The organism is Paraburkholderia sp. GW821-FHT02A12, from assembly GCF_059422005.1.
Window position 1 is genome coordinate 119654 of record NZ_JBWKWA010000002.1, and the last position, 22776, is coordinate 142429.

The following is a 22776-nucleotide window of genomic DNA, read 5'->3' on the forward strand; positions in this document are numbered from 1 at the left end:
TCAATCTCCTTCGAACACCGGACGCGACTTCGCGGCAAACGCGCGGTATGCACGCTCGAAATCGCGCGTGCTCATGCAGATTGCCTGCGCTTGCGCTTCGGATTCGATCGCTTCGTCGATGCTCATGCTCCATTCCTGATGCAGCATCTTCTTCGTGATGCCGTGTGCGAAAGTCGGGCCGGCAACCAGATCCGAAGCGAGCTTCTGTGCTTCTTCAACGAGCGCCGCCGGTTCGCACAGGCGGTTATAAAAACCCCAGGCATAGCCTTCGTCGCCGCTAGCCGAGCGGCCGGTGAAAAGCAATTCGGCGGCGCGTCCCTGGCCGATGATGCGCGGCAGGATCGCGCACGCGCCCATGTCGCAACCAGCGAGGCCCACGCGCGAGAACAGAAAAGCGAGCTTGCTGCGCGCGGTGCCGAGCCGCATGTCGGACGCCATTGCGAGAATCGCGCCCGCGCCGGCACAGACGCCGTCGACCGCGGCAATCACAGGCTGCGGACAATGCCGCATCGCCTTGACGAGATCGCCGGTCATGCGCGTGAAGAGCAGCAGTTCCGGCATCGGCAGATCGATCAGTGGCGCGATGATGTCGTGCACGTCGCCGCCCGAGCAGAAATTTTCGCCCGCGCCGTGAATCACCACGGCTTTTACGTCGGTCGCATACGCAAGTTGCCGGAACAGGTCGCGCAACTCCGCATACGATTCGAAGGTGAGCGGATTCTTGCGCTCGGGCCGGTTCAGCGTGATCGTCGCGACCTTATCGGCCACCGACCAGGCGAAGTGCTGCGCCTCGTAACCGGCGAGCGTCAGGCGGTTGCCGGCCAGCAGCGCGTCGGCGTTGGATCGTGTCATGGATGTCTCCTGTGTCGACCAGAGTTGACGCTTTAGCTGTCGACCAGAGTTCGCGTGTCGGCTGGAGTTAGCGCTTTAGCGCTTACTCCAGCCCCATAGCGCGTTACTCTGGTCCCATGCAAGATGGTTGCTCGGTTCGGTGCGGGTCAGTCTTTCAGACTGTCGAGCAGATGTTTCTTGAGCTTGCCGAGGCGCTGATGGGTGCGCGATTTTTCATCGAGGCTCAGACCGCCGAACAATTCGACGACCCATTGCTCGTGCACCACCGCCATCTTGTCGAACGCCTTGCGGCCGGCGGGCGTCAGGCAGACGCTGATCGAACGGCGATCGTTCGGATCGGTATCCCGCGAAACGAGCCCTTCTTTCTCGAGCTGATCGGTAATGCCGGTGACGTTGCCGCCCGTCACCATCAAACGGCGCGACAACTCGGTCATCTTCAGGCCTTCCGGATGACGTTCGAGTTGCGCCATCAGGTCGAAACGCGGCAACGTGGTGTCGAATTCGTTGCGCAGACGCTTGCGCAGTTCGGCTTGCACGAGGTTGGTCGTGGTCAGCATGCGCAGCCACAAACGCAAACCCATGTGACTATCCGCGCCCGTGCTCATTTCCAGATCCACGACGTTCTCCGCAGGTTTGGCAATGCCCTTGCGCGGCGGTTTAGTCTCAGCCGCCGCAAGTTTTTTGATGTTCGACGACTTGGTCACATTACTTCTCCACCAGAGATGGAAATGGATTGGCCCGTGATCGCGTCCGAGCCGGGTTGGCAGAGCCAGAGCACGGCGTTGGCCACCTGTTCGGGACTGACGAAGCGGCGCTGCGGATTCGAGCGCAGCAACGTGTCGCGTGCCTGCTGTTCGGTGCGCGAGGTCTTGCTGGTGATCTGTTCGAGCGATGCATGCAGCAGTTCGGTCTCCGTGTAGCCAGGACACACCGCGTTGACCGTGACGCCTTGGGTCGCGACTTCCAGTGCGAGCGAACGCGTGAGGCCGATCACGCCGTGCTTCGCGGCGCAGTAGGCGGCGACGTACGCGTAGCCGATCTGTCCCGCCGTGCTCGCGACATTGACGATGCGGCCGTGGCCGCGTTCGAGCATGCCCGGCAAGGCAGCGCGCGTACCGAGGAATACGCCCGTGAGGTTGACGTCGAGCATGCGCTGCCAGAGCGCCATGTCGGTGTGCGCAAACGGAGCGGCTTGCGCCTGGCCTGCGTTGTTGACGAGGATGTCGATTGCTCCGGCCTCAGCGAATGCCTTTTCGACCGAGTCTTCGCGGGTGACATCCACACTGATGCACGCGAGCTCACCCAGTGCCGCGAATTTTTCCCGCTGCGTATCGAGACGTTGCGGGTTGCGGCCCATCAAGGTGACTCGCGCGCCGCCTCGCAGCAGCGCTTCGGCTACGGCCGCACCGATGCCGCTGCCGCCGCCGGTGACGACGGCGTGCTGTCCTGCCAGCGTCGAGGTGTTCGTATTCACGTGGTTCCTTCAGCGCGTTGCGCGCGTTGTTGTGGCGACAGGCCCGCATTGGCGGCAGCCTGCGCACGTTCACGTTCGAGATTGCGTTCGAGTTGCGACTTTGCCGCCATATAAGGGTTGGGCCACGTCACATCGAAATAGCCGATTTTTGCCGCTTCGTTCAACGTCCACGACGGATTCGCCAGATGCGGACGCGCGATCGCGCAGAGATCGGCACGGCCCGCCGCGATGATGCTGTTCACGTGATCGGCTTCGGAGATCGCACCGACCGCGATCGTCGCGATGCCGGCTTCGTTGCGCACGCGATCCGCGAAGGGCGTCTGGAACATGCGGCCGAACACAGGCTTTTCTTCCTTGCTGACCTGACCCGACGAGACGTCGATCATGTCCGCGCCCGCTGCCTTGAACGCGCGTGCGATTTCAACCGCGTCGTCGGGCGTCGTGCCGCCGTCGACCCAGTCGTGTGCGGATATGCGCACCGAAATGGGCTTGTCTTGCGGCCAGACGGCGCGGATCGATTTGAAGACCTGCAACGGGTAGCGCAGACGGTTTTCCAGCGAACCGCCGTATTCGTCGGTGCGATGGTTGGTCAACGGCGACAGGAAGCTCGACAGAAAATAGCCGTGTGCGCAGTGCAGTTCGAGCCAATCGAAACCGGCTTTATTGGCCATTTGCGTGGCGCGGACGAATTGCGCTTCGATCTCGCGCAGATCGTCTTGGGTCGCTTCGCGCGAGTGTTGGCTGACGCCGCGCAGATATTGCTGTGGCGATGCGGAGATGAGCGGCCAGTTGCCTTCGGCGAGCGGCTGATCGATGCCTTCCCACGAGACGCGGGTCGAACCTTTCGCGCCGGAATGGCCGAGCTGGATACCGATCTTTGCATCCGATTGACGATGCACGAGATCGACGATGCGTTTCCATGCGGTGAGATGTTCCGGCGCATACATGCCCGGACAAGCGGGCGTGATGCGCGCCTCCGGCGACACGCAGGTCATTTCCGTCATCACCAGCGCGGCGCCGCCCATCGCGCGAGCGCCGAGATGCATCAGGTGATAGTCGCCGGCGATGCCGTTTTCAGCGGAGTATTGCGCCATCGGCGAGACGACCACGCGGTTCTTCAATGTGACGCCGCGTAGCTTGAACGGCGTGAACATCGGCGGGACGGAATGCTTTTCCGGTGCGCGTTCTACGCCCGAGCGCCGCGCGAGCCAGTCTTCGAAGTCGGAGAGGTAACGCGCGTCGCGCTCGCGCAGATTCTCGTGCGAAATACGCTGCGAGCGGGTGAGCAACGAATACGCGAACTGTTCAGGCTCGAATGACGTATAGCGGTCGACATGCTCGAACCATTCCGTCGAATTGCGCGCGGCGTTCTGAATACGCAGTACGTCGATGCTGCGCACGTCCGTGTAGTGCTTCAGCGCGGCGGGCAAATCGCCGGGGTGGGCGCCGATGCTGTTGGCGAGCTCGATCGAATCTTCAAGCGCGAGCTTGGTGCCGGAGCCGATCGAGAAATGCGCGGTGTGGGCCGCGTCGCCCATCAACACGATCGGTGTCTGGGTGCCGTCGGCGTTATTGCGCCAATGCACCCATTCCTCGTTGACGACACGCGGGAAGCGGATCCATTGCGACGAACCGCGCAGATGCGCGGCGTTCGATAGCAGCGCGTTGCCGTCCAGATACTTCGCGAAGAGTTTTTCGCAGAAGGCGATGCTGTCTTCCTTGCTCATCTCGTCGAGACCGGCGGCGCGCCACACGCGCTCCGGCGTTTCGACGATGAAAGTCGAGGTCTGATCGTCGAAGCGATAGGCATGCGCCTGGAACCAGCCGAACTCGGTTTCCTCGAAGGCGAAGGTGAAGGCGTCGAAGAGTTTTTTTGTGCCGAGCCAGACAAAGCGGCAGTCGCGCACGTCGATGTTCGGCTTATACGTGGCCGCGTGCTTCTGGCGGATTGCGCTGTTGGCGCCGTCGCAAGCGACGATCAGGTCGGCTTGGTAGGCGGTGTCGTCTGTCACCTGGGTTTCGAAGACCAGCTTGACGCCGAGTTCTTCGCAGCGTGCTTGCAGGATATTCAGCAGACGTTTGCGGCCGATGCCGCAAAAGCCGTGACCCGACGAGCGAATCTGCTTGCCGCGGAAATGGATCTCGATGTCGTCCCAGTGATTGAAGGCGTCGAGGATCGCGTCGGCGCTTGGCGCGTCCGCGGCGCGCAGGTTGCCGAGGGTTTGGTCGGAGAAGACGACGCCCCAGCCGAACGTGTCATACGGGCGGTTGCGCTCGACGACCGTGACGTCATACGCCGGGTTCCGGCCCTTCATCAACAAGCCGAAGTACAACCCAGCCGGGCCGCCGCCGATACAGACGATGCGCATGCTTGTTCCCCAATGTGGATTCCGCTATGGAGGTAATTTAGGCTTCGATAGTTTAGGTGTCAAGTAAATATTCGGGCGATCCGGTTTGCAACGTACGTTCGAGGGTGACGTGAGGGGGCGACGTCGGCGCGGACTGCTTTAGCGCGGATAGAAGCGCCTCACCAGGCGTCCCAGCGTGGTAGCCTGGATCAACAGACTGAACACGACAATCAGATAGGTTACGCCAATGAGCATTTCCCGGCCGTGAAATTCCGGCAGCGAAAGCGCGAGTGCAATCGAGATGCCGCCGCGCAGGCCACCCCACGTCATGATGGTCGCTGAATGCGGGTTCAACCGGCGGAAATTCTGCAGGGCCAGCAGCGGTACGGCGACGCTGATTCCCCGGGCGATCAGGATGACGGGGATCGCGGCCAGCCCGAGCCAGACGATGTGCCGATGCAGCGAGAGCGCGATGATCTCCAACCCGATCAGGCCGAACAGCATGAGATTGAGGAGCTCATCCAGTAGGCCCCAGAAACTGAACAGGTGCTCGCGGGTTTTCTCCGACATTGAGGTCAGCGCGCCATGGTTTCCGATCACCAGGCCCATTATGACCACGGCCAGCGGTGCCGACACATGCAGAAGTTCCGCCAGACTGTATCCGCCCGTGGCGAGCGCGAGCGTGATCAGGATCTCGACGGGATAACTGTCGATCCCGCGCAGCAGCAGTGATGCACCAAAGCCCAGGCCAGCGCCGAGAATGAGCGCGCCCGCGACTTCGCGAAACAGATCGAACGCAACGGACGCGGCCGAAAATTCGCTCTCGCCGGTAGCAAGGCCGACGAGTGTCACGAATGCAACAACGGCGGTGCCGTCGTTGAAAAGCGCCTCGCCGGTGATCTTGGTCTCAAGGTTCTCCGGCGCGCCTGCGCTCTTGAGCACGCTGAGCACAGCAATCGGGTCGGTGGGTGAAATCAGGGCGCCAAACGCAAGGCACCACAGGAGACTGATCGGATGCCCGAACCACTGCGCGACATAGAAAAAACCCAGCCCGACAGCTGCAATGGAGATCAGCACGCCTATCGTGGCCAGCATCAACACTGCGCGCCTCTGCGTGCGCATACGCGACAGATCGACGTGCAGTGCGCCCGCGAACAGTAGCAGGCTCAGCAGGCCGTGAAACACGATATCGGCAAAATCAATCTGGGTCACGATCTTGCGCGCATGAACGACCATCGCAGGATAGTAGAAGCCTGCTGTCGACACGAGCAGGCAGGTGACCAGCCCGACGGCGGTAATTCCCAGCGTATCAGGCAGTTTGATGAAACGATAGTTGACGACGCCGAAGATGGCCACGACCGCGAACAGAACGCCGGTCACCTGAAATACAGTCATGTAATGGTTCCGTAGTTGAAAAAGCAGAAAAAGGTAGCAGCCTACGGCCCTGACACTCGCGTTGGCTGATGATAGCAGCCGGTGTCACGGATCGCCGCATAGGAGCCAATTGATGGTCGGCGCATAGGCGCGAGTGCAGGATCGGCGTAATGGAGCCAGTCCATGATCGCCGTAATGGCGCCACAGGATGATCGGCGTATAGGCGCCACCTGCACCGTGTAGCAGAACGCGGTTCGAACTTTCCCAACTGGGTACGCTTCGCTCTTTTTTGAGCGGAGCGCCCATGGCCAACCGGAGGTTCGAATTGTTTGAGTACCGCCAAGTCCTTGTTCGCATGCGGCAAGGCGACGATTCTGGACTTCTTGCCGGCCGACGCCGCACAGGTCGACTTCGGCGCCGGCCTCGCGCTCGTGCATGAATCCGGTCACACGCTCAGGACGTGGTTCTTCGTGATGACGCTATGCTGGTCGCGTCATCAGTACGTCGAACTCGTATTTGATCAGAGCGTCGAGACGTGGTTGGCTTACCACCAGCGCGCCTTCGAGGAATTCGAACGTGCGCACATGCGAGCCGATCCAGTCGGACAACTGCTGCGTCCAGGTCGCTTCGGCGTACGTGTTATTTGCCGCGCCGAGCACGGCGACGAACAGTTCGGCATCGCGGATTTCGCCGGTCTTCGCGTCGGTGACGGCGAACCGGTCGCCGGAGTAGAGGGTTGGCCGGGATTCGTGAATAGCCAAAGCTTCAGGTATTAACGAATTCCGGCCGCCCCTGAGCTACGCAAACATCATAACGGCGCAGAGGCTACTTGCGCGTTTTCTCCGACATCGACACCAGCGCGCCGCAATTGCCAAGGTAAAGTAAAAGAACCGAGGCCGAGCACCGCAAAAGAGGTCAATACGCTGATCGTCGCGCGCATCCACACGGCGCGCCGCTTTGTGCACATGCGCGAGAGACCGACGTGTGGTGCCCCCGGCGAACAGCAGGAGACTCAGCGGGCCATGTCGCTTGCCAGTGCGCAAATCTGGACGCCTGACGGTCGTGCCAGATCTTCGAGCACGGAGAAGTGCGTGCAGTTGTCAACCTCGATGTGCCAGACCGTTTCGCCGGCTTTCCGGGCCGCAGTCGCATATTCACTCGCATGCCGCACGAGTTCAGGCAGTTCGGCTGCACCCACGGTGACGGTCATCGGGGCGCCTTTACCAATGTGTCGCAGCGGACTGTACACGTCGATCTCGTGCGGCGTGAGATTCAGCTTTTCGTTCAGCCACGAAAGGCTGATCGGCTCCAGATCGACCAATGGACTGATCGGCATCGCGTGCGCGAGCAGAGGGTGCGAACGATGCACGGCACTCAGATGTCCGCCCGCCGAATGCCCGCTCAGGCAGACAGGCCCGCGGCTGATTCCCAACCCGTCGAGATCGGTCGCCAGATGGTCGAGTAGACTGCCGATTTCGTCGACAATCTGTGTCATCGACGCCTGCGGCGCGAGAGTGTATTCAGCCAGCACGACGTTGAATCCATGTGCGAGCGGTCCCTCGGCCACGAACGCGAAATCCTCCTTGCTGCAGTTCTGCCAGTAGCCGCCATGGATGAAGATCCAGGTTGGCGCATTGGCCTTCTGACTGGGGAGCCAGTCGAAACGCTGACGTGGGTTTCGGCCGTACCGGATGTCCCGCCGACATGTGGCCGTCTGATAGAACTGTGCGCTGCGCGCCTGGAAACCGGCATAGACAGCGGCGAAATCGGGGATCGCTTGCGTGTTGTTGTATGCCATATCCAGAGTGGCACGGTCCATTCCGCGATAAACCATCGTCATCTTTCCTGTTCCTATAAAGGGGGGTTTAAGATCTAACCGTAAATTTTTTCGGTCTCTTTGAACCAGCAACTTAGGTGCAATTTGCGCGCGGCAAATGCCTGATTCATTTGCCGCGCGTTAGATTTCGTCACCATGCAGGTACATAGCGTAAAGAACATCTCGGCTTCGGGCCGCGCGTCGGGCGCCATCGACGCGGACTGGATGGATCGACGGCCATCGCGTCATTGATAATCGAGCAGGATCGAGACCGCGGCTTGCACAGAGCCGCCCCCGACTCTCGAATCGGTTTGCGCATAGGCGGCGAAGAGCGGAACCGTGGCTGAACCTCCAGTGCTCGAGTTGTAGGCCGTCACAGCCTGCGATTTCTGAAACGGCAACGGCTGCCCGCTCGTCGCGTCGTAGAGCTGGATGCCGACGCCGGTGGCGCTCGAGCCCGGGCGCAACTTTATCGTCCCCGGCACTGCGTCGACGGCGCCGTCGAGCGGCACGACCTGATAGCCGACCCGGGCGAACCCGGCCGGACAATTGTTCAGTTGCAGCTGGACTATGTAATTCAACAGCATTCTCCACGGCCGCGCGACGATCTACCTGGGCAGCTGGCGCCGGATCGGTTCAAAAGGTTCGAATTATCCCGGGGACACCGAGCCATGAACATCAGACAAGTTCTAAATTCAGATTTCGCGCAGTACCTTTCAGACCGAATCTCGATGAATACAGGTTGCCCTGCTGAAGATAAATGTTGCAATGTCCTTTCTGGTTGTTGACATACGCGATCGCATCGTCGACCACGCCGTACAGCGTCACGCTGCTTTGTGCGCTGGCAGGAATCGCCACCGCGCTGGCGGCGGCAAACAACGTCTTCAGGAGCACGTCGCGGGTAGTATTTCGTTGTTTCATCTGTTGTGTCTGATGCTTGCGCTGATTGCGTGACGCGCTCAGCGCATTCTGGCTACTTTGTCGGCGGTAGTCGTGGCGGCAGGATTGCCGAACTGGGTCGAGACGAAGTTCACCAGCGTGGCGACCTCGGCATCGGTCAGCTGATCCGCGAAGGCGGGCATCGCGACGTGGCCCAGATTGGTCTGCCGGCTCACGCCGTGCAGGACGACCATGGTCAGGTTGTCGGGCGTCGAAGCGCCAACCGCGGTGTTATGCAGCAACGCCGGATACGCGCCCACCGCCTCGCCGCCCACACCGGTGCCTTGCCAGCCATGGCAGCTCGCGCAATTGCCGTTGTACAACGTGCGACCGTCTGCAACGCCGCCGCCGCCCAGCACTGTCAGCGCCTGATTGCGTATTTGCGTGACAGTCTGGATCGGTGAGCCATACGCGAAGCGCGGCTGGGTTTCGGCGTTGTTCTGTGCCGGCACGCTGCGCAGATAAGCCGCCATCGCCTTCAGGTCGCCGGGTGTGAGAAAGCGCGTGCTGTTCTCGACGACTTCTGCCATCGGGCCGGCCGCATTCGCCTTGCCCGGCGCCACACCGTCGCGCAGATAGGCGATCAGTTCGGCGTCGGTCCAGCCACCGATCCCGGCGGTTTTAGCCGGTGTGATGTTGTACGCGGTCCAGTTGCCGAACTGCGCGCCCGCCAGCGACTTGCTCGATAGGCCTTGCATGAAGTTGCGCGGCGTATGGCATTCCTGGCAGTGTTCGAGTGCGCCGACCAGGTACGCGCCGCGGTTCCACTCCGCGCTTTTCGTCGTGTCGGGATGAAAGCGGCCCGAGCTGAAGTTGAACAGATTCCAGAACACCATCGCCCAACGCCGGTTGAACGGGAACGACAGGGTGTTCTCCGGCGCGGGTTTCGAGATCGGCGCGACCGTGCGCAGATAGGCTCGGATCGCGAGGATGTCCGCGTCGGCCATCTGCGTGTAGGACGTATACGGCATGGCCGGATACAGACGCTTGCCGTCCTTCGACTTGCCTTCACGCACCGCGCTGATAAAGTCCGCGTCGGTCAGCGAGCCGATGCCGTGCCTATTGTCCGGCGTGATGTTGGTCGAATAGATCGTGCCGAACGGCAGGTTGAACGGTACGCCGCCGGCGAACGGTTGCGACTTGTTCGACGTGTGGCAGGCGATGCAGTCTGCCGCGCGCGCAAGATATTCGCCGTGTTTGATGAGAGCGGTGTCGTCGGCGTGCGCGAGACCGGACAGCGCGAGATTTGCAAGCGCGGCGGCCTGCAGCCACTTCAGGAGCGCCGCAAAGCGGCGCTGAGGTTGTGTGTTTTTCATTGCCCGCGCCTCACGCATGCTTCATTTCATCGATCAACTTATCGGCCAGCCGCATGGACAGCGCACACAGCGTCAACGTGCAGTTGACCGTGCCGGCGCTTGCCATCGTGCCGCTCGACGCAATGAAGAGATTGCGGTGATCGTGCGAACGCAGATTCCTGTCGACCACGGAGTCGCGCGGGTCGTCGCCCATGATCAGCGTGCCCATGATGTGGTTGTTGTTGAAGTACTTATCGTCGAAACGCACTTCGGTACCGCCGAACAGGTTCGCGATGTTCGCGTAGTGCCCGCGCGCGACTTTCGCCGCCTTGTTGATGTAGTCGTCGATGCGGTAGTGCACCTCTGGGCGTGCAATGCCCATCTTGTCCTTGAACCCGGTGCTCGCGGTGATGCGGTTCTCCGGGTCCGGCAGGATGTCGAAGAAGCTGTTCACGACAACCCAGCGCGAGCAGTATTCGCGGATCTTCTCGTCGAGCTCGGCGCCGTAGATGCCCTTGCCGAGCAGGTAATCCGTTACCGCGCGCATCGGCGAATAGTTGCCCACGTTGATTTTCATCGCGGAGTATTCGGAGCGCGTCGGGCCGTCGCGCAGGTTGTTGATGCAGCTTAGGCGCATCGGTCCGCGGCCTGGCCACATTGGCTCGGCGGAGAGGAACGTGACGGTCGTGCCGGGGTGGTCCATCAGGTTGCGACCCACCTGGTCCGAGCTGTTGCCGATGCCGTTGGCGAACTTGTCGCTCTTCGAGATCAGCATCAGCTTCGGCGTTTCGATCGCGTTTGACGCGAGCACGAAGATCTTGCCCGTCACGCGGTGCGACGTGCCGTTCGGATCTTTGTAATGCACCGCCACGATCTGAGCGTTTTCATCGTGCTCGATCCGGTAGACCACGGCGTTCGGCAGCAAGCGTGCCTTGGCCGCTTCGGCCTTGCGAATTGCTGTTTCACCGGTGTATTGCGCTTCGATCGGACAGATCGGCATGCAGTTGCTGTTGCCGCAGCATGCGGGACGGCCATCGAACGGCGCGGTGTTGCGCGCAGCCGGTTCGGTTACGTGTTTGTAGCCGGCCGCTTCGACGACCTCCTTGAAGCGCTGGTCGAAATCGGATAACGGCAACGCGGGGTGAGGGTAGGGCTTCGAGCGCGGCGAACCCAGCCCTTCATCAGGACCGCCTACGCCCATCTCGACTTCGGCTTCGTAGTAGTACGGTTCGAGGTCGTCATAGCTGATCGGCCAGTCACGGCCCACGCCATACATCGATTTGAGCTTCATGTCGTTGGGCAGCAGACGCCACGATTGCGCGGACCAGTGCCAGGTCGTGCCGCCCACCATGCGCAGATAGCCGGCCTTGTACGGCTCGGGGCCGCGCTGCACGAGGTAGTCGTTGTTCGGCGAATACTGCGGATGGGGAGCGTGTTCGGTCGGCGGATACGGCGACTGGAAATCGGACTTGAACGGGCTGTTGCGATAGTTCTCGACGATGCGCCAGCGCTCGATGCGCGGGCCGGCCTCGAGCATCAGGACGTCGATGCCGGCTTTCGCGAGCTTCTGCGCGATCTGTCCGGCGGCAATCCCGGCGCCGACGATCACGACGTCGGCAGAGTTATTCAATGGCATGGCTGTTCAGACTGGATCAGGAATGGGAGAGGCGGGGCGGCTGCGCCCAGTAGCCGGGTACCCCGCGCGCGTAGCTTGGCATCACGATGACGTCGGCGATTGGGGGGTACATCAGGGCCTGTTCATAAGAGACCGTGCGCGCTTTCGCGCCGGTGCCGACCACGCCGAGATACCACGCGGGCATCACCCGCTTCGGCACGCTGGCGAGCGCGGGCTGGCTGCTGTCGAGCACCTGCTGCAGGCCGTTGGCGGGCGTCTTCGAACTGGCGACAAAGTCGTTGAGCCGCGCAACCTGCTGGGCAAACTGCGGATCGCCGTCGACGAGGCCCGCGAAGATTGCATGACCAATTTCGACATCGAGCGAAGTCTTGCCGGTCAGGTACTGAGACAGACGCATGAATACCGCGAAATCCGCCTCGTTGGCGCTCGCACTTTGCGCATAAGCACCGGCCAGTCCTGGCACACGGCCGTGACGGACTAGGCCGACCAGGCCGGCCGCGGCAATGGCTGCGGACCCGAAAATGAACTGTCGCCGCGAGGGAGCGAACAATGGCGGAAGATTGCCGGAAGGCGAATTCTTTTGCATTCAGGTTTATCGAGAAGAGGGAGCAAAACTTATCCGCGACCGAGCAGCGGCGGCCAACGCAGAACCGCAAGAACTGAATGAGCCGAGGGTGGAAAACGAGTCACGCGTAGGCATCCTTAGCATGGCATTTCGGTTCTTGCCAGCTGCAGAAGTGATGGTGCGTCCTCCCGCCGGGAGGGTGACTTCACCGAGGGGGCGAACTTCGGTCCGCCGCTTTGCTTAGTCGTGGCCTGCCATTTCAGCCTGAGCTTAAGGAGCTCATATTCTGATGAAACGCGTGCCTTCGGTCGAACAGGTTACTGGAATGCCAACTCCGAAGTCATGCACCTGAGCCCTGTCACTGCGCGCAGTCTGCATCCGCGATGTCATTGCCTCGTACACCGCTATGCCCTCCACGCCGAAAAGCCCCCATAGTGCCTCTCGTAGAACACCCGAGTCATACCAGGCTTTAAAGTGACGGTGGCATGTGCGGTAGTCAGGGTAATGCTTTGGCAGCGTTGCCCAGGCGCGGCCGGATGTCAGAACCCACAACACGGCATTTAGTACTGTTCGTGGGCTATGCGAAGGCCGTCCGCGCGGATCTTTCCGCGCTCTGAAGTTTCGGAAGAGCGTTTCCACAGCTTGCCATTGAGCATCCGATACATCTTGATGTTTCCGCACGGAAACCTCCATCCTGAACAAGCTGGGAACGATACCCGCCGGCAACTCATCTGGAAATCAGACACGTCTCATTTTTATTGCGGTGCGATCGATACCGTATCCGGCAACGGCGGCACTGCGATCGGGCAGGGTTCCAGCACGTCGGGCGACGCCGGCACCGCGATCGGCCAGAACGCGAGCGCGACGGGAAACAACTCCGTCGCTTTGGGGCAGGGCTCCGTGGCGGATCGCGAGAACACGGTGTCAGTGGGCTCCGTGGGCAACGAACGCCAGATCGTCAACGTTGCGGACGGCGCCGCGCCGACCGATGCGGTCAACGTGCGTCAGTTGGATAACGCGATCGGCAGTGTTCGCTCGGACCTGGACAGCTATCGCCGCGACGCGAACGCCGGGACGGCTTCCGCTGTTGCAATAGCCAACCTGCCGCAGGCGACGCTTGCCGGCGAAAGCATGGTGTCGGTGGCGGGCGGAACCTACGCGGGCCAGTCGGCGGTCGCATTCGGCCTGTCCACGGCCACCCGCAACGGCAAGTGGGTGATCAAAGGCTCCGGCTCGACCAACACGCGCGGTACGCTGGCGATTGGCGCGGGCGTCGGCTACCGCTGGTAAGCGGCAACGGCTCCAGCGTTCTCGTAGTAGTTTCCCCGCGTCACACCGTTCGCCACCGAGAAAGTCGGCGCACGAAAGCCTTCGGCTACGCATTACGTCACTGGCAGGCACTGATTCGCTACACCGAAAGCGGTATCCTGCTGCCGGACAACAACGCGTTAGAGCGGCGCTCGGATCACATCATCCCGCGCTTTCCGACGCATGAGTGCTATGTCGAGGTGTTCGCAGGCGGAGCCGCGTTGTATTTCATGCGCCGCCGGCGAAGGTAGAGGTCATCAATGACATCAACGGCGAACTGGTCAACCTGTATCGCGTAGTGCAGCACCACCTTGAGGAATTCGTGCGTCAGTTTAAGCGGGCGTTGTCGAGTCGGCAGTTGTTCAAATGGCTGCAGGATACGCTCCCGGAAACCCTCCTGATGGAAGTCGGCATCAGACGTTATCTGTATTCGCCCTGAGCGAAGATTTCATGAGGGCATCCCGAATATGCCGCTCCAGTTCCGGCCACAGCAATTCCATGCTCGCCAGGCCTTCTGCTCGCAGAAGCTGCTCCAGTTGTTCGCATTGCGCCACGATCGATATCTCCCCGACCATCGCGAAGCCGCCCTTTATCGAATGCATGTGGGTCGCGACGGTATTGAGATCCCCGGCCGGTGCGGCAATGCCTATTTCCGCGAGCGATTCAAGTGTCGAGCTGCGCAGGGCCATCCGAACCCCGTCTGAGAGATTGCGACGACTAGCACTCTCAGCGACGTCGACGGATGCCCGTTCCGCCCTGCCAGCACTACGACGAAGGGTGCGGTCAAGGGCCGCCAGCGACAGCGGCTTCACAACGACCTCTACAATTCCCGCGTCGAAGCAACGGCGATGTTCGTCGGCGGTGGTATTCGCTGTCATGGCGATTACCGGCACGGATTTGCGCTGATCGCGAATGCACACCGCAAGCGCGTAGCCGTCGAGCACTGGCATGCCGAGATCGGTCAGCACGACATCGTATGGCCTCTCGCCGAACGCGCGAAGTGCTTCGCTACCGTTTTCGACAATGTCAGCTTCATAGCCCAGCAATTCAAGCTGATCGCGCAGCAGTTCACGGCTTGCCGGGTGATCCTCCGCGACGAGCACACGGATCGGCACGGGGTCGGTCTGGTCGGGGCGCGCGGCGGCGTCCACCAGTTCCTCTTTACCTTGTGCAGGGAAAGCGTCCGGTTCCGCAGGCAACGATAGTCTTACCGCAAAAACACTCCCCACACCGAGTCTGCTTTTCACCGTGATCGAGCCATCCATGAGCGTTACTAGCCGGTGACACAAATGCAGTCCCAAGCCGGTTCCGCCAAAGCGCCTGTGTATTGAGGCGTCGGCCTGTGCGTAAACGTCGAAGATGTTTGTAAGGCCCTCCTCCGATATGCCGATTCCTGTATCGCTCACGCGCAGTTCGACCATCGCATTGCCGACGACGTCGCGAGCCTCGGACGCGTGAATCATCACGGCGCCTCGTTCGGTAAACTTGATGCCGTTGCTGACAAGGTTCGACATGATCTGGCGCAGCCGCGCAACGTCGCCACGGCAAACGAGGGCCAGGCCGTCGTCCAGCTCGCACCTCAAACTGACGTTCTTTGCTTCGGCAAGAGGAGCGAATACGGAGACTATCTCTCGCAGCAGGCGGCCAAGATCGAATGGCACCGATTCGACCGCCATCTGGTTGGACTCGACCTTCGACAGATCGAGAACGTTGTTGATGATATCCAGCAACGCGGCAGAGGCAGAATCAATGGTCCGAAGCCGGCGGGCCTGCACGCCCGATAGCTGTGAGTGCGCGAGCAGTTCGAGATTGCCAAGTATCGCGTTGAGCGGCGTACGGATCTCGTGACTCATCGTCGCAAGGAAAGTCGATTTCGCACTGTTGGCTGCGTCGGCCGCATGGCGCGCCTCTTCGAGCTTCAGTTCAATGTTCTTCCGGGCAGTTATGTCCAGCAACGCGCACAATAAAACGTCGATACCCTGATACCGGGCCCGTATCGCAGTGAAGTGCAAGTGCGTTTGCTCACGATCCTGCCGATCGACAGTCAATTCATGCTCGACCAACTCGTCTGAACGGCTGCCGGCTGCCTCAACTACGCTCCGGTACGTTTTCCAGAGACTTTCGTGAAAGGAGGTGCTGTTTGCGCTCGTTTCGTACGCCCTCATGACTTCGTTTTGCAACAGCACGCCTCCGTCTGTTGCCGAGAGCAGACTTAGCCCTACAGGCGCTGTCTGGATAATGGTGCGATTAAGCATCTCGCTTTCGGCCACGCGCAACGAACGGAGATAAATTGGCTTGAGTACCCGTGCGTTGAATACGATGACGAAGGTCCATAGCCCCAGCAGCCCGACCAATGTCGCGATAACCAGTAACGTGAGCCTCGGCGCCAATGCCGCCAGAATCGTGCGCCACGAGTATGCGTATGTGAGGGTCCACCCCGTGTCGGGCAGGCGGTCGCTAACAATGAACAAGCCCTGGTGGTATTCCTCCGCAGACATCTCGACCTCGCCGCGCCCGGCGCGGGAATCGACGAGCCGGGTGGCCAGATCCGCGTCGTCGGCGCTTCGTCCTTGCTGGATCAATACTGTCTTGCCGGCGCGGTCGAAAATCGCGAATGCGCCTTCATACGGCATCCCCGCAAGACTGTCGGAAAGCGCCTTCACCGGAAAATTACTGACGACCACCATAAAGGGCTTGTCGCCGTCCAGCGCCGTTTGTACCAGTCGGACGACCGGCTCGCCTGTTATCGGATCTGGCCTCGGAGGCAGCCATGTGACGGTGCGCGTAGATGATCGACCAGCGTTATTCGCCAACTGCTGCGGGTCGCCGACGTCCGCCACCAGCCGCCTGATCAGGTCAGCCGCGTCCCGTGCACCCGCAAGCGCCGGCGCATCGACATTCCTGGGTGACGGCAGGATGGAAATAAACGTCCGCTCCGGGTTGTAGAGGTAGCCCGATAAGGGAACGCCTCCCGGCAGGACATGCGTATCGGCCGGATACCCGTTCTCCTCTGTGAACGCCAGGTACTTTGTGAATGCGGAGGCAGCCCTGTCTGCCGTAATGGAACCTACCGCCAGTTGTGATGCGGTGTAACTGTCACGCTGCACCACCACGCGCCCGCCTTGGGCTTCGAACTGCCGGAGCAGCGGGAGTGGGGCACGTCGTCGCGCCCGCCAGATATACTCGGAACTGGTGATGCCTCGCTGGAAGGACACCTGCTTCGTGCCGATCGACGCCGCAAGCAATGACTTGTGGATCAGAAATGTAGAATGCCGGGTCGAGATATAGTCGCTTACCTCGACCCACGAGATCAATGCTGCGGCAACAAGAATAAAAATGGATAGAGCAACACCGCCGCCCACGAGTAACGTACGCTGGTAGTAACGCAACATGGAAGGGCTCTTGCTGCGGGCGCTTCCAGCCGGATGGGCGAGCAGTCGTTTGAGATTAATTGGCATGTTGCCTTGTTTTTTCGAAATGTTGCGGCTCGCGCAACATTTTGCGCGGAGGCTCAGGCACGGGCCTAATATACCTGCAGGAAAAGACATCCGCGATTGCGCCGCCGGTCAAACTTGGTGTTTATGCTTAACTGCCAATTATTGATAAGTCACAAATAATGCAACCACCGCCGGAAAACTATTCATGAAACCATTCTCAATCCGTGTTCTGCTCGCCGACGACCATCCGGCCATTCTGCTCGGTATCAAGCAGGCGCTAGCAGATACAGGGTCAATCACCATTGTCGGTGAAGCGACCAATTCAAGCGACCTGGTACACCAACTCGAACTCACGCCGTGTGACGTCCTGGTTACGGACTACGCGATGCCGGGAGGAGACTACGGCGACGGAACGGCTTTACTGACGTTCATTGGCCGGCGGTTTCCGCAGGTCAGGGTCGTTGTCGTCACCATGATGAATTCGCCTGGCATTCTGCACAACCTGATTGGAAACGGAATCACGTCCATCGTCAGCAAGTCGGACGACACAAGTCATGTATTGCCGGCGATACATGCGGCTTTTTCCGGTGGGCGATACACCTCGCCCACCGTTAGCGATGTCGTGAGCAATGCTCCGTGGGTGAAAACCGCAAGCAGTCTTTCGCAACGCGAATTGGAAGTCATCCGCCTTTTCGTCTCTGGCCTCGCGATTGGGGAAATCGCCGAGCAGTTGCATCGCAGCAAACAGACTGTCAGTACCCAGAAAACGAGTGCGATGAGGAAACTCGGCCTGGAGAAGGACGCGGACGTTTACAAGTACGCAACAGAGGTGGGTCTGGACCCGCAGACGTCCCAGAACAAGCCAGAGTAAACCGCGTTACGGCGAAAGGCCGATGCCTGAAGGACGACAATGCACATTGTCGGTATCGTCCGACTGCCGCACGGGCGCGCAGTGCGTCCTGCCGAACCCGCCGCCACCGGCCCGGACGACCTTCAGCACACTCACCAACTGCCTACGGCGTAGTGTCCGATGCTGCGATCTGCTCGTAAAGCGCCGACTCTAGGTCATCGAGCCGGTCGTCCACCGCGCTCATCCTCTGCCACCCGGACCGCGTCTTGTAACTGTTGAACCAATCGACGCTTGTCGGTGACGTCGACAAAAGCAGCAACGAGGACATCCCTGTTCCGGTATCGCGCAGGCGCCGCACTCACGGCAAGGTGAATTTCTCCATTGTCGTATGTCGACGGCGACAGGTCCGTGCCGACCATCGCAGGTCGATCTGCATTGACCAGGGAGCCCCTGTGACGTCGGATCAGGTCGCCAAAAAGGATACGATCAGCGTCGATGCAGCGTGACGCGATATCGTTCATTGCCGGGCTGCTCAATAGCAGTTGTCCGGTCTCCAGCGAAATCAGGCCGAGGCCAATCGGCGTCGTGGCGATCGGCGGAGAGAATGCCCAGCGTGCCCCTGAACCTCTCAGCGGGCAACTGCGGCACCAGAATGTCGGCTGGATACTCCGTCACCATCACCGCAAACGGTTTTTGCCCTGGTCACAGGCGGGCGCGGGTACACGTATTCGCGGCAGACTGGTCAGCGGATCTGAAAAGGGCGGCAGCCAGCGGAGTACGGGCCGCGCTTTCAAACACACATCCGCCCAATGGCTCAGATCGGAGCGTTGCCGCATCTTCCGGATGCGATCAGCCAGCCGCCTGTCGCAGCTCTCGCAGGTATGAATATCCGGAAAGAGAAACTACCCGGCCATGAGGCCAGGACAATATGAAATGCGTTCGCCCCTGAGCACGTCGCACTCGATCAGCTATCGCCATTTTTGAGCCACGGCATCTGCCGGACAGGCCTATCCGTATCTGGCCGGCTATCTGTCAGCGCACGTCGCGAGGAGCGCCCTCAACCATGAGTCCGGTTTCATACGCAAAGCGGAACAAGTCAGCATCCCGAGTCACCCCCAGTTTGCGCATCGCACTCGTTTTCTGGGCGCTGACGGTCTGCTTGGTGCGATGTACCTGCACCGCAATTTCGTTGATGGACCACCCGGAGACGTACAGGCGTACCACCTCGGCCTCACGTTTGCTCAACTGCTCGATGCCGTTGACAACTGGCCTCGGCACGCGGACACGGGGACCGCTGTTCCTGTCGCCTTGCAAAACGTACACCGCGCCGGCGTGAACCGCGTGAATCGCCGTAATCAGATGCCCCACGTCGTCGATTTTTCCGAGCACTGACTGAACGCCAAGCTTCAACATCCCCTGAGTCATGGCGGGATTCTCGATTGCCGTAAAGACGATCAGTCTGAGCGCCGGATATCGCCGTCGCAGGAACGATATAAGCGCCATCCCATCACCGAACTTCCCGCCGGGCATCGTATAGTCAGTTACGAGGACGTCGCACATTTCCCGGGACAGGAGTTCCACGATCTCAGTTGAGTTCCTCGCGGTGCCGACGACGCTAATCGTGTGAATGCCGGCAAGCGCCTGCTTGATACCCAGGATCAACGCTGGGTGATCATCCGCAAGAATTATGTTGATCTTCATCGTGAATATGCGAGAGTCCGTTGGCTGACGTGGATGGTGGCAATGCAAATGCCATCCAGGCACTGTATCTGAACCTTATGCAATCCTGCATCGGACCAGTTCTGCACTGACGGTTGTTCGCATCGGACAAGTCTCAAATCGCATCACAGACAACGAATTGCTCGTCGAATCACTGTCAGCGTCTTTCCGGCTGGTGCTGAACGGGCGCCGCAGAACGGGCGCCGCGTCAGTCAAAAGCGGCTCGTCCCGGAATGCTTTGCCGCCGCGCTGATCCAGCAACGGAAGTGATGATGCTCAGATGCGGGCGAACCGGCGATTGAACGCAGCTCCACCGCCCGGATGAATCGTGACTGAGCGAGAGGGAAGCGTTTCGCGATAGCCGTGAGATTCGATCTGGCGCCTGGAGAAGACCGTGGTTGTCCGTCACGCGCCTGCTACGGTAGGGAATTCCTGTGCACATTCGAGTTTCCATTGCTCAATCAATCGTCGCCGCCATTTCGGTGACGCCAGGAGGAATTCGTTCATCGACGAGATGAAGCGTTCCCGGTTTGGATCGCTTAACTCGACGAACAGCAATAGTGCATGGGTGGCAGGGAATTGGCTCGGTCTTCTCATGGGGATCATTGGAATGGCGTACTCTGAACAGGCGGTCGGACCGATCGTTGGAAGTGGTGCCCGCTCGGCTCCGCCATGATTTCTCTGGGAGCGACAGCACACAGGCCGCATGCGAGTGTAGGCATTCGGCATGACAAGCCAAATATGACTGATACGAAAATCAGTCAAGTGCCTTGCGCCTTGCAGGGCGATTGCATGAAGATCCTTACCAGCCGAGCATTTCGGCGCGATAGCGGTCGCTGATGCAGGCCTTGAGACGGCGATTCTTCAGTCCGACTTTGGTCTTCGTGTCGCGTTTGAGCAGATTCAGCGCAATGCGGTGCAGGATTGCGAAGTTCTGCGCGGCGTTAATCCACGCGTACCCTGCACTGGTCTTCGCCAAAGGCCACGTCGAGCACCCAGTGCGGGATATGCCGGCGCAGCCAGTCCAGTTTCTCTTCGCCCCACAGCTGGATGGCGACCCAGTTGTCCGTGCCACACAGGACCGCGCACAATGCCACCATCAGCATTTCCGTCAGATCGTATGTCGGCGTCCGACTGCGCGGATCGCAAAGATCACCAAACGCTTTTTCAATGCTCAGGACGCCGTCTTCTTCCATCACTTCCGCCTCGTAAAAGGCAGAAGTAAACCCTTGAACAACATTGCCTTACAAGGCTCTTGCGTAAGCCATTGATTGTTAACGACCCTTCATGCAATCACCCTGGGCGTGACGCGCGGCTTCCACACGTCTGGTCAAAGTCCTATTTAATTCGTTGCAAATTTCGTTCTGGTCTGATTTATCTGCGCCCTTGCAGGACTCACAATACGCCCCAGTCTCGTAGTCGGAGACCGAGAAAGCGCGAGTTGGGAATTGCGCGCATCAGAAATCTGTGCATCGCTTAGTTGCTATGCGCCTGCTGTCTAGGGTGTGGTGGGGAATTCTATCGACGTAATCAGAGAGAGATGCTGAAGCTCGCGTGAAGCGAACTCTTCTTGCATTGCGTTGGTAAGGGAAAAGCGTAAAAACATGGTTTCGTCCATTGGTAGGCCATCAAGCAGTGACTCCATTGAACTGCAAGGTGCGCTTGCCAGATTGCTTGACGTCGTGGTGATTGCAGCCGGCGCAATGGCCGCTTCCTCGATGCTTTCGACACGTCTATTGCATCCGCTGATCGAAACAGCCTTCGTTGCATCGGCCGTGGCCTTAGCGCTGCTGGTATTTCCCTTGTTTGGCGTCTATCGGTCATGGAGGGGGCGTTCAAAAATACGGCTCTCCGGAAACATCGCGTTCGCATGGCTCGTTGCACAAGGCTGTGGGTTGGCGCTGATGTTTGCTTTCCATCAAACCGCGCTTATCTCGCGCGCTTGGTGTGTCTGCTGGACCATGAACACGGGCGCTGGCCTCGTTGTTTCGCGGGTGATTGCTCATACGGTACTGGGGCACGTTCGCCAAGCCGGACATAACCTGCGCCGCGTGGCCATTGTCGGGGTAGGTGCGAACTGCGACGAGCTAATCAGCAAAATCGAAGCGGCGTCGTCATCGGGTTTTCGCGCGGCCGCCCTGTTCAACGTACAACCGACTGCGATGCTCGCGCGTCCCGGCATAAAGGCGTACGACGACCTTGAGGCGTTTGTTGTCCACGTGCGTGAAAGCGAGATTCCGGAGGTGTGGCTGGCACTCCCCATCTCCGAAGAGACAACGGTGTTGAACATCCTGAATGTGTTCAGGGAGGATCTTGTCAATATCCGGTTTATTCCTGGCGTGCACAGTCTGGCGATGTTCGGCGGCGAGATGGTCGAGCTGGTGGGTGTGCCAGCAATCAATCTTGCCGCCTCGCCGCTGTCAGCGCATGCGCTGGTGCAGAAGGCCCTGTTCGACCGCGTTTTCGCTGCATTCGCGCTGACTGCGCTGGCGCCGCTCCTACTCACCGTTGCCATCGCAGTCAAGTTGTCGTCGAAAGGGCCGGTGCTGTTTACGCAGCGCCGCCGTGGGGCTGACGGCAGGGTATTCAAGATCTACAAATTCCGCACGATGCGCGTACACGTCGAGGAGTCTGGCGTAGTCAGGCAAGCCACGCGCAACGATTCACGCATCACGCGGATCGGTGGCTTCTTGCGGCGCACGAGTCTCGACGAATTGCCGCAGTTCATCAATGTACTGCGTGGGGAAATGTCGGTGGTTGGACCCCGTCCGCACGCCATCGAACACGACAACCTTTATCAGAAGATTGTCGACGGCTATATCCACCGTTATCGAATCAAGCCCGGCATTACAGGCTGGGCACAAGTGAATGGCTTCCGTGGTGAAACGGATCGCGTCGAGAAGATGCAGGGCCGGGTCGAACACGATCTCTATTACCTGAGGAACTGGTCGTTCGCACTGGATATGCGCATCGTGGTGGCGACCATCAAGAATGGCTTCCTGCACCGGAACGCGTACTGACGAATTGGACAGCAGCAACAGGATCAATGAAGCCGGTGGTGTGTGACAGTGCCGCGTGCCGGAAGGTTTAAACGAAAACGGACGGCGAACGATGTCGGTGACATCTCATCGGCCGACCAGGAAAATGGATGACCAGCAGGTCG

The 22776-nt window shown here is 60.0% G+C and carries 18 protein-coding genes and 5 pseudogenes; 6 read left to right on the plus strand and 17 right to left on the minus strand.

Annotated features, from left to right (window positions below; all coding sequences use genetic code 11):
* The 5 genes from AC07WT_RS21790 to AC07WT_RS21810 form a co-directional block, all read right to left on the minus strand.
* The gene (locus AC07WT_RS21790; protein WP_494948547.1) at positions 1-852 is read right to left on the minus strand and encodes an enoyl-CoA hydratase family protein; all 852 of its coding nucleotides are present in this window, start codon (positions 850-852) and stop codon (positions 1-3) included.
* Between the two features lie 146 nt (positions 853-998).
* Entirely contained in the window at positions 999-1556 is a 558-nt protein-coding gene (locus AC07WT_RS21795) for a MarR family winged helix-turn-helix transcriptional regulator (RefSeq protein ID WP_494948548.1), read from the minus strand.
* On the minus strand, positions 1553-2326 hold the full coding sequence (locus tag AC07WT_RS21800; protein WP_492595018.1) for an SDR family NAD(P)-dependent oxidoreductase: 774 nt from the start codon (positions 2324-2326) through the stop codon (positions 1553-1555). Before AC07WT_RS21800 ends, AC07WT_RS21795 begins: the two co-directional genes overlap by 4 nt.
* Complete coding sequence (locus AC07WT_RS21805) at positions 2323-4695, minus strand: bifunctional salicylyl-CoA 5-hydroxylase/oxidoreductase (protein ID WP_494948549.1); 2373 nt, start codon at positions 4693-4695, stop codon at positions 2323-2325. Before AC07WT_RS21805 ends, AC07WT_RS21800 begins: the two co-directional genes overlap by 4 nt.
* Before the next feature lie 138 nt (positions 4696-4833).
* Positions 4834-6069 carry a cation:proton antiporter gene (locus AC07WT_RS21810; RefSeq protein WP_494948550.1) on the minus strand — a complete coding sequence of 412 codons (1236 nt, stop codon included), beginning with the start codon at positions 6067-6069 and terminating at the stop codon, positions 4834-4836.
* Positions 6070-6422: 353 nt separating this feature from the next.
* Between AC07WT_RS21810 and AC07WT_RS21815 the strand changes: the two are divergent.
* Positions 6423-6620: pseudogene (locus AC07WT_RS21815) on the plus strand (IS21 family transposase); the annotation flags it as partial.
* 440 nt (positions 6621-7060) lie between these two features.
* Here the strand turns inward: AC07WT_RS21815 and AC07WT_RS21820 are convergent.
* From AC07WT_RS21820 to AC07WT_RS21850, 7 genes and pseudogenes are all read right to left on the minus strand, one after another.
* Positions 7061-7888 carry an alpha/beta hydrolase gene (locus AC07WT_RS21820; RefSeq protein ID WP_494948551.1) on the minus strand — a complete coding sequence of 276 codons (828 nt, stop codon included), beginning with the start codon at positions 7886-7888 and terminating at the stop codon, positions 7061-7063.
* 221 nt (positions 7889-8109) lie between these two features.
* On the minus strand, positions 8110-8445 hold the full coding sequence (locus AC07WT_RS21825; protein ID WP_494948552.1) for a fimbrial protein: 336 nt from the start codon (positions 8443-8445) through the stop codon (positions 8110-8112).
* Between the two features lie 130 nt (positions 8446-8575).
* Positions 8576-8785 (minus strand): annotated as a pseudogene (locus AC07WT_RS21830) (porin); the annotation flags it as partial.
* Positions 8786-8823: 38 nt separating this feature from the next.
* Positions 8824-10119 (minus strand): c-type cytochrome, encoded by a 1296-nt coding sequence (locus tag AC07WT_RS21835; RefSeq protein WP_494948553.1) that lies wholly within the window; start codon positions 10117-10119, stop codon positions 8824-8826.
* Between the two features lie 10 nt (positions 10120-10129).
* A complete protein-coding gene (locus AC07WT_RS21840) occupies positions 10130-11734 on the minus strand; it encodes a GMC family oxidoreductase (protein WP_494948554.1) in 1605 nt (534 codons plus the stop codon).
* Positions 11735-11750: 16 nt separating this feature from the next.
* On the minus strand, positions 11751-12320 hold the full coding sequence (locus tag AC07WT_RS21845; RefSeq protein ID WP_494948555.1) for a sugar dehydrogenase complex small subunit: 570 nt from the start codon (positions 12318-12320) through the stop codon (positions 11751-11753).
* Between the two features lie 258 nt (positions 12321-12578).
* Positions 12579-12992 carry a transposase gene (locus AC07WT_RS21850; RefSeq protein ID WP_494948556.1) on the minus strand — a complete coding sequence of 138 codons (414 nt, stop codon included), beginning with the start codon at positions 12990-12992 and terminating at the stop codon, positions 12579-12581.
* A 93-nt stretch (positions 12993-13085) separates the two neighbouring features.
* On the opposite strand from AC07WT_RS21850, the pseudogene AC07WT_RS21855 reads away from it, so the two are divergent.
* From AC07WT_RS21855 to AC07WT_RS21865, 3 pseudogenes are all read left to right on the plus strand, one after another.
* Positions 13086-13589 (plus strand): annotated as a pseudogene (locus AC07WT_RS21855) (YadA family autotransporter adhesin); the annotation flags it as partial.
* Positions 13511-13702: pseudogene (locus AC07WT_RS21860) on the plus strand (hypothetical protein); the annotation flags it as partial. The pseudogenes AC07WT_RS21855 and AC07WT_RS21860, both read left to right, overlap by 79 nt.
* Positions 13703-13723: 21 nt before the next feature.
* Positions 13724-14037, plus strand: a pseudogene (locus AC07WT_RS21865) (DNA adenine methylase); the annotation flags it as partial.
* On the opposite strand, the gene AC07WT_RS21870 reads toward AC07WT_RS21865, so the two are convergent.
* Positions 14021-17155: a hybrid sensor histidine kinase/response regulator gene (locus AC07WT_RS21870; protein ID WP_494948557.1), complete on the minus strand. Its 3135-nt coding sequence runs from the start codon at positions 17153-17155 to the stop codon at positions 14021-14023. The pseudogene AC07WT_RS21865 and the gene AC07WT_RS21870 overlap by 17 nt on opposite strands.
* A 94-nt stretch (positions 17156-17249) precedes the next feature.
* On the opposite strand from AC07WT_RS21870, the gene AC07WT_RS21875 reads away from it, so the two are divergent.
* On the plus strand, positions 17250-17915 hold the full coding sequence (locus AC07WT_RS21875; RefSeq protein WP_494948558.1) for a response regulator: 666 nt from the start codon (positions 17250-17252) through the stop codon (positions 17913-17915).
* A 194-nt stretch (positions 17916-18109) separates the two neighbouring features.
* Here AC07WT_RS21875 and AC07WT_RS21880 read toward each other — a convergent pair whose 3' ends face one another.
* The 4 genes from AC07WT_RS21880 to AC07WT_RS21895 form a co-directional block, all read right to left on the minus strand.
* On the minus strand, positions 18110-18415 hold the full coding sequence (locus AC07WT_RS21880; protein ID WP_494948559.1) for a hypothetical protein: 306 nt from the start codon (positions 18413-18415) through the stop codon (positions 18110-18112).
* A gap of 511 nt (positions 18416-18926) precedes the next feature.
* Positions 18927-19595: a response regulator gene (locus tag AC07WT_RS21885; protein ID WP_494948560.1), complete on the minus strand. Its 669-nt coding sequence runs from the start codon at positions 19593-19595 to the stop codon at positions 18927-18929.
* An 820-nt stretch (positions 19596-20415) separates the two neighbouring features.
* Entirely contained in the window at positions 20416-20592 is a 177-nt protein-coding gene (locus AC07WT_RS21890; RefSeq protein ID WP_494948561.1) for a hypothetical protein, read from the minus strand.
* Entirely contained in the window at positions 20558-20809 is a 252-nt protein-coding gene (locus AC07WT_RS21895) for a transposase family protein (RefSeq protein WP_494948562.1), read from the minus strand. The genes AC07WT_RS21890 and AC07WT_RS21895 overlap by 35 nt, the downstream gene beginning before the upstream one ends.
* Before the next feature lie 408 nt (positions 20810-21217).
* On the opposite strand from AC07WT_RS21895, the gene AC07WT_RS21900 reads away from it, so the two are divergent.
* Positions 21218-22633: an undecaprenyl-phosphate glucose phosphotransferase gene (locus tag AC07WT_RS21900; RefSeq protein ID WP_494948563.1), complete on the plus strand. Its 1416-nt coding sequence runs from the start codon at positions 21218-21220 to the stop codon at positions 22631-22633.
* Positions 22634-22776 lie beyond the last annotated feature (143 nt).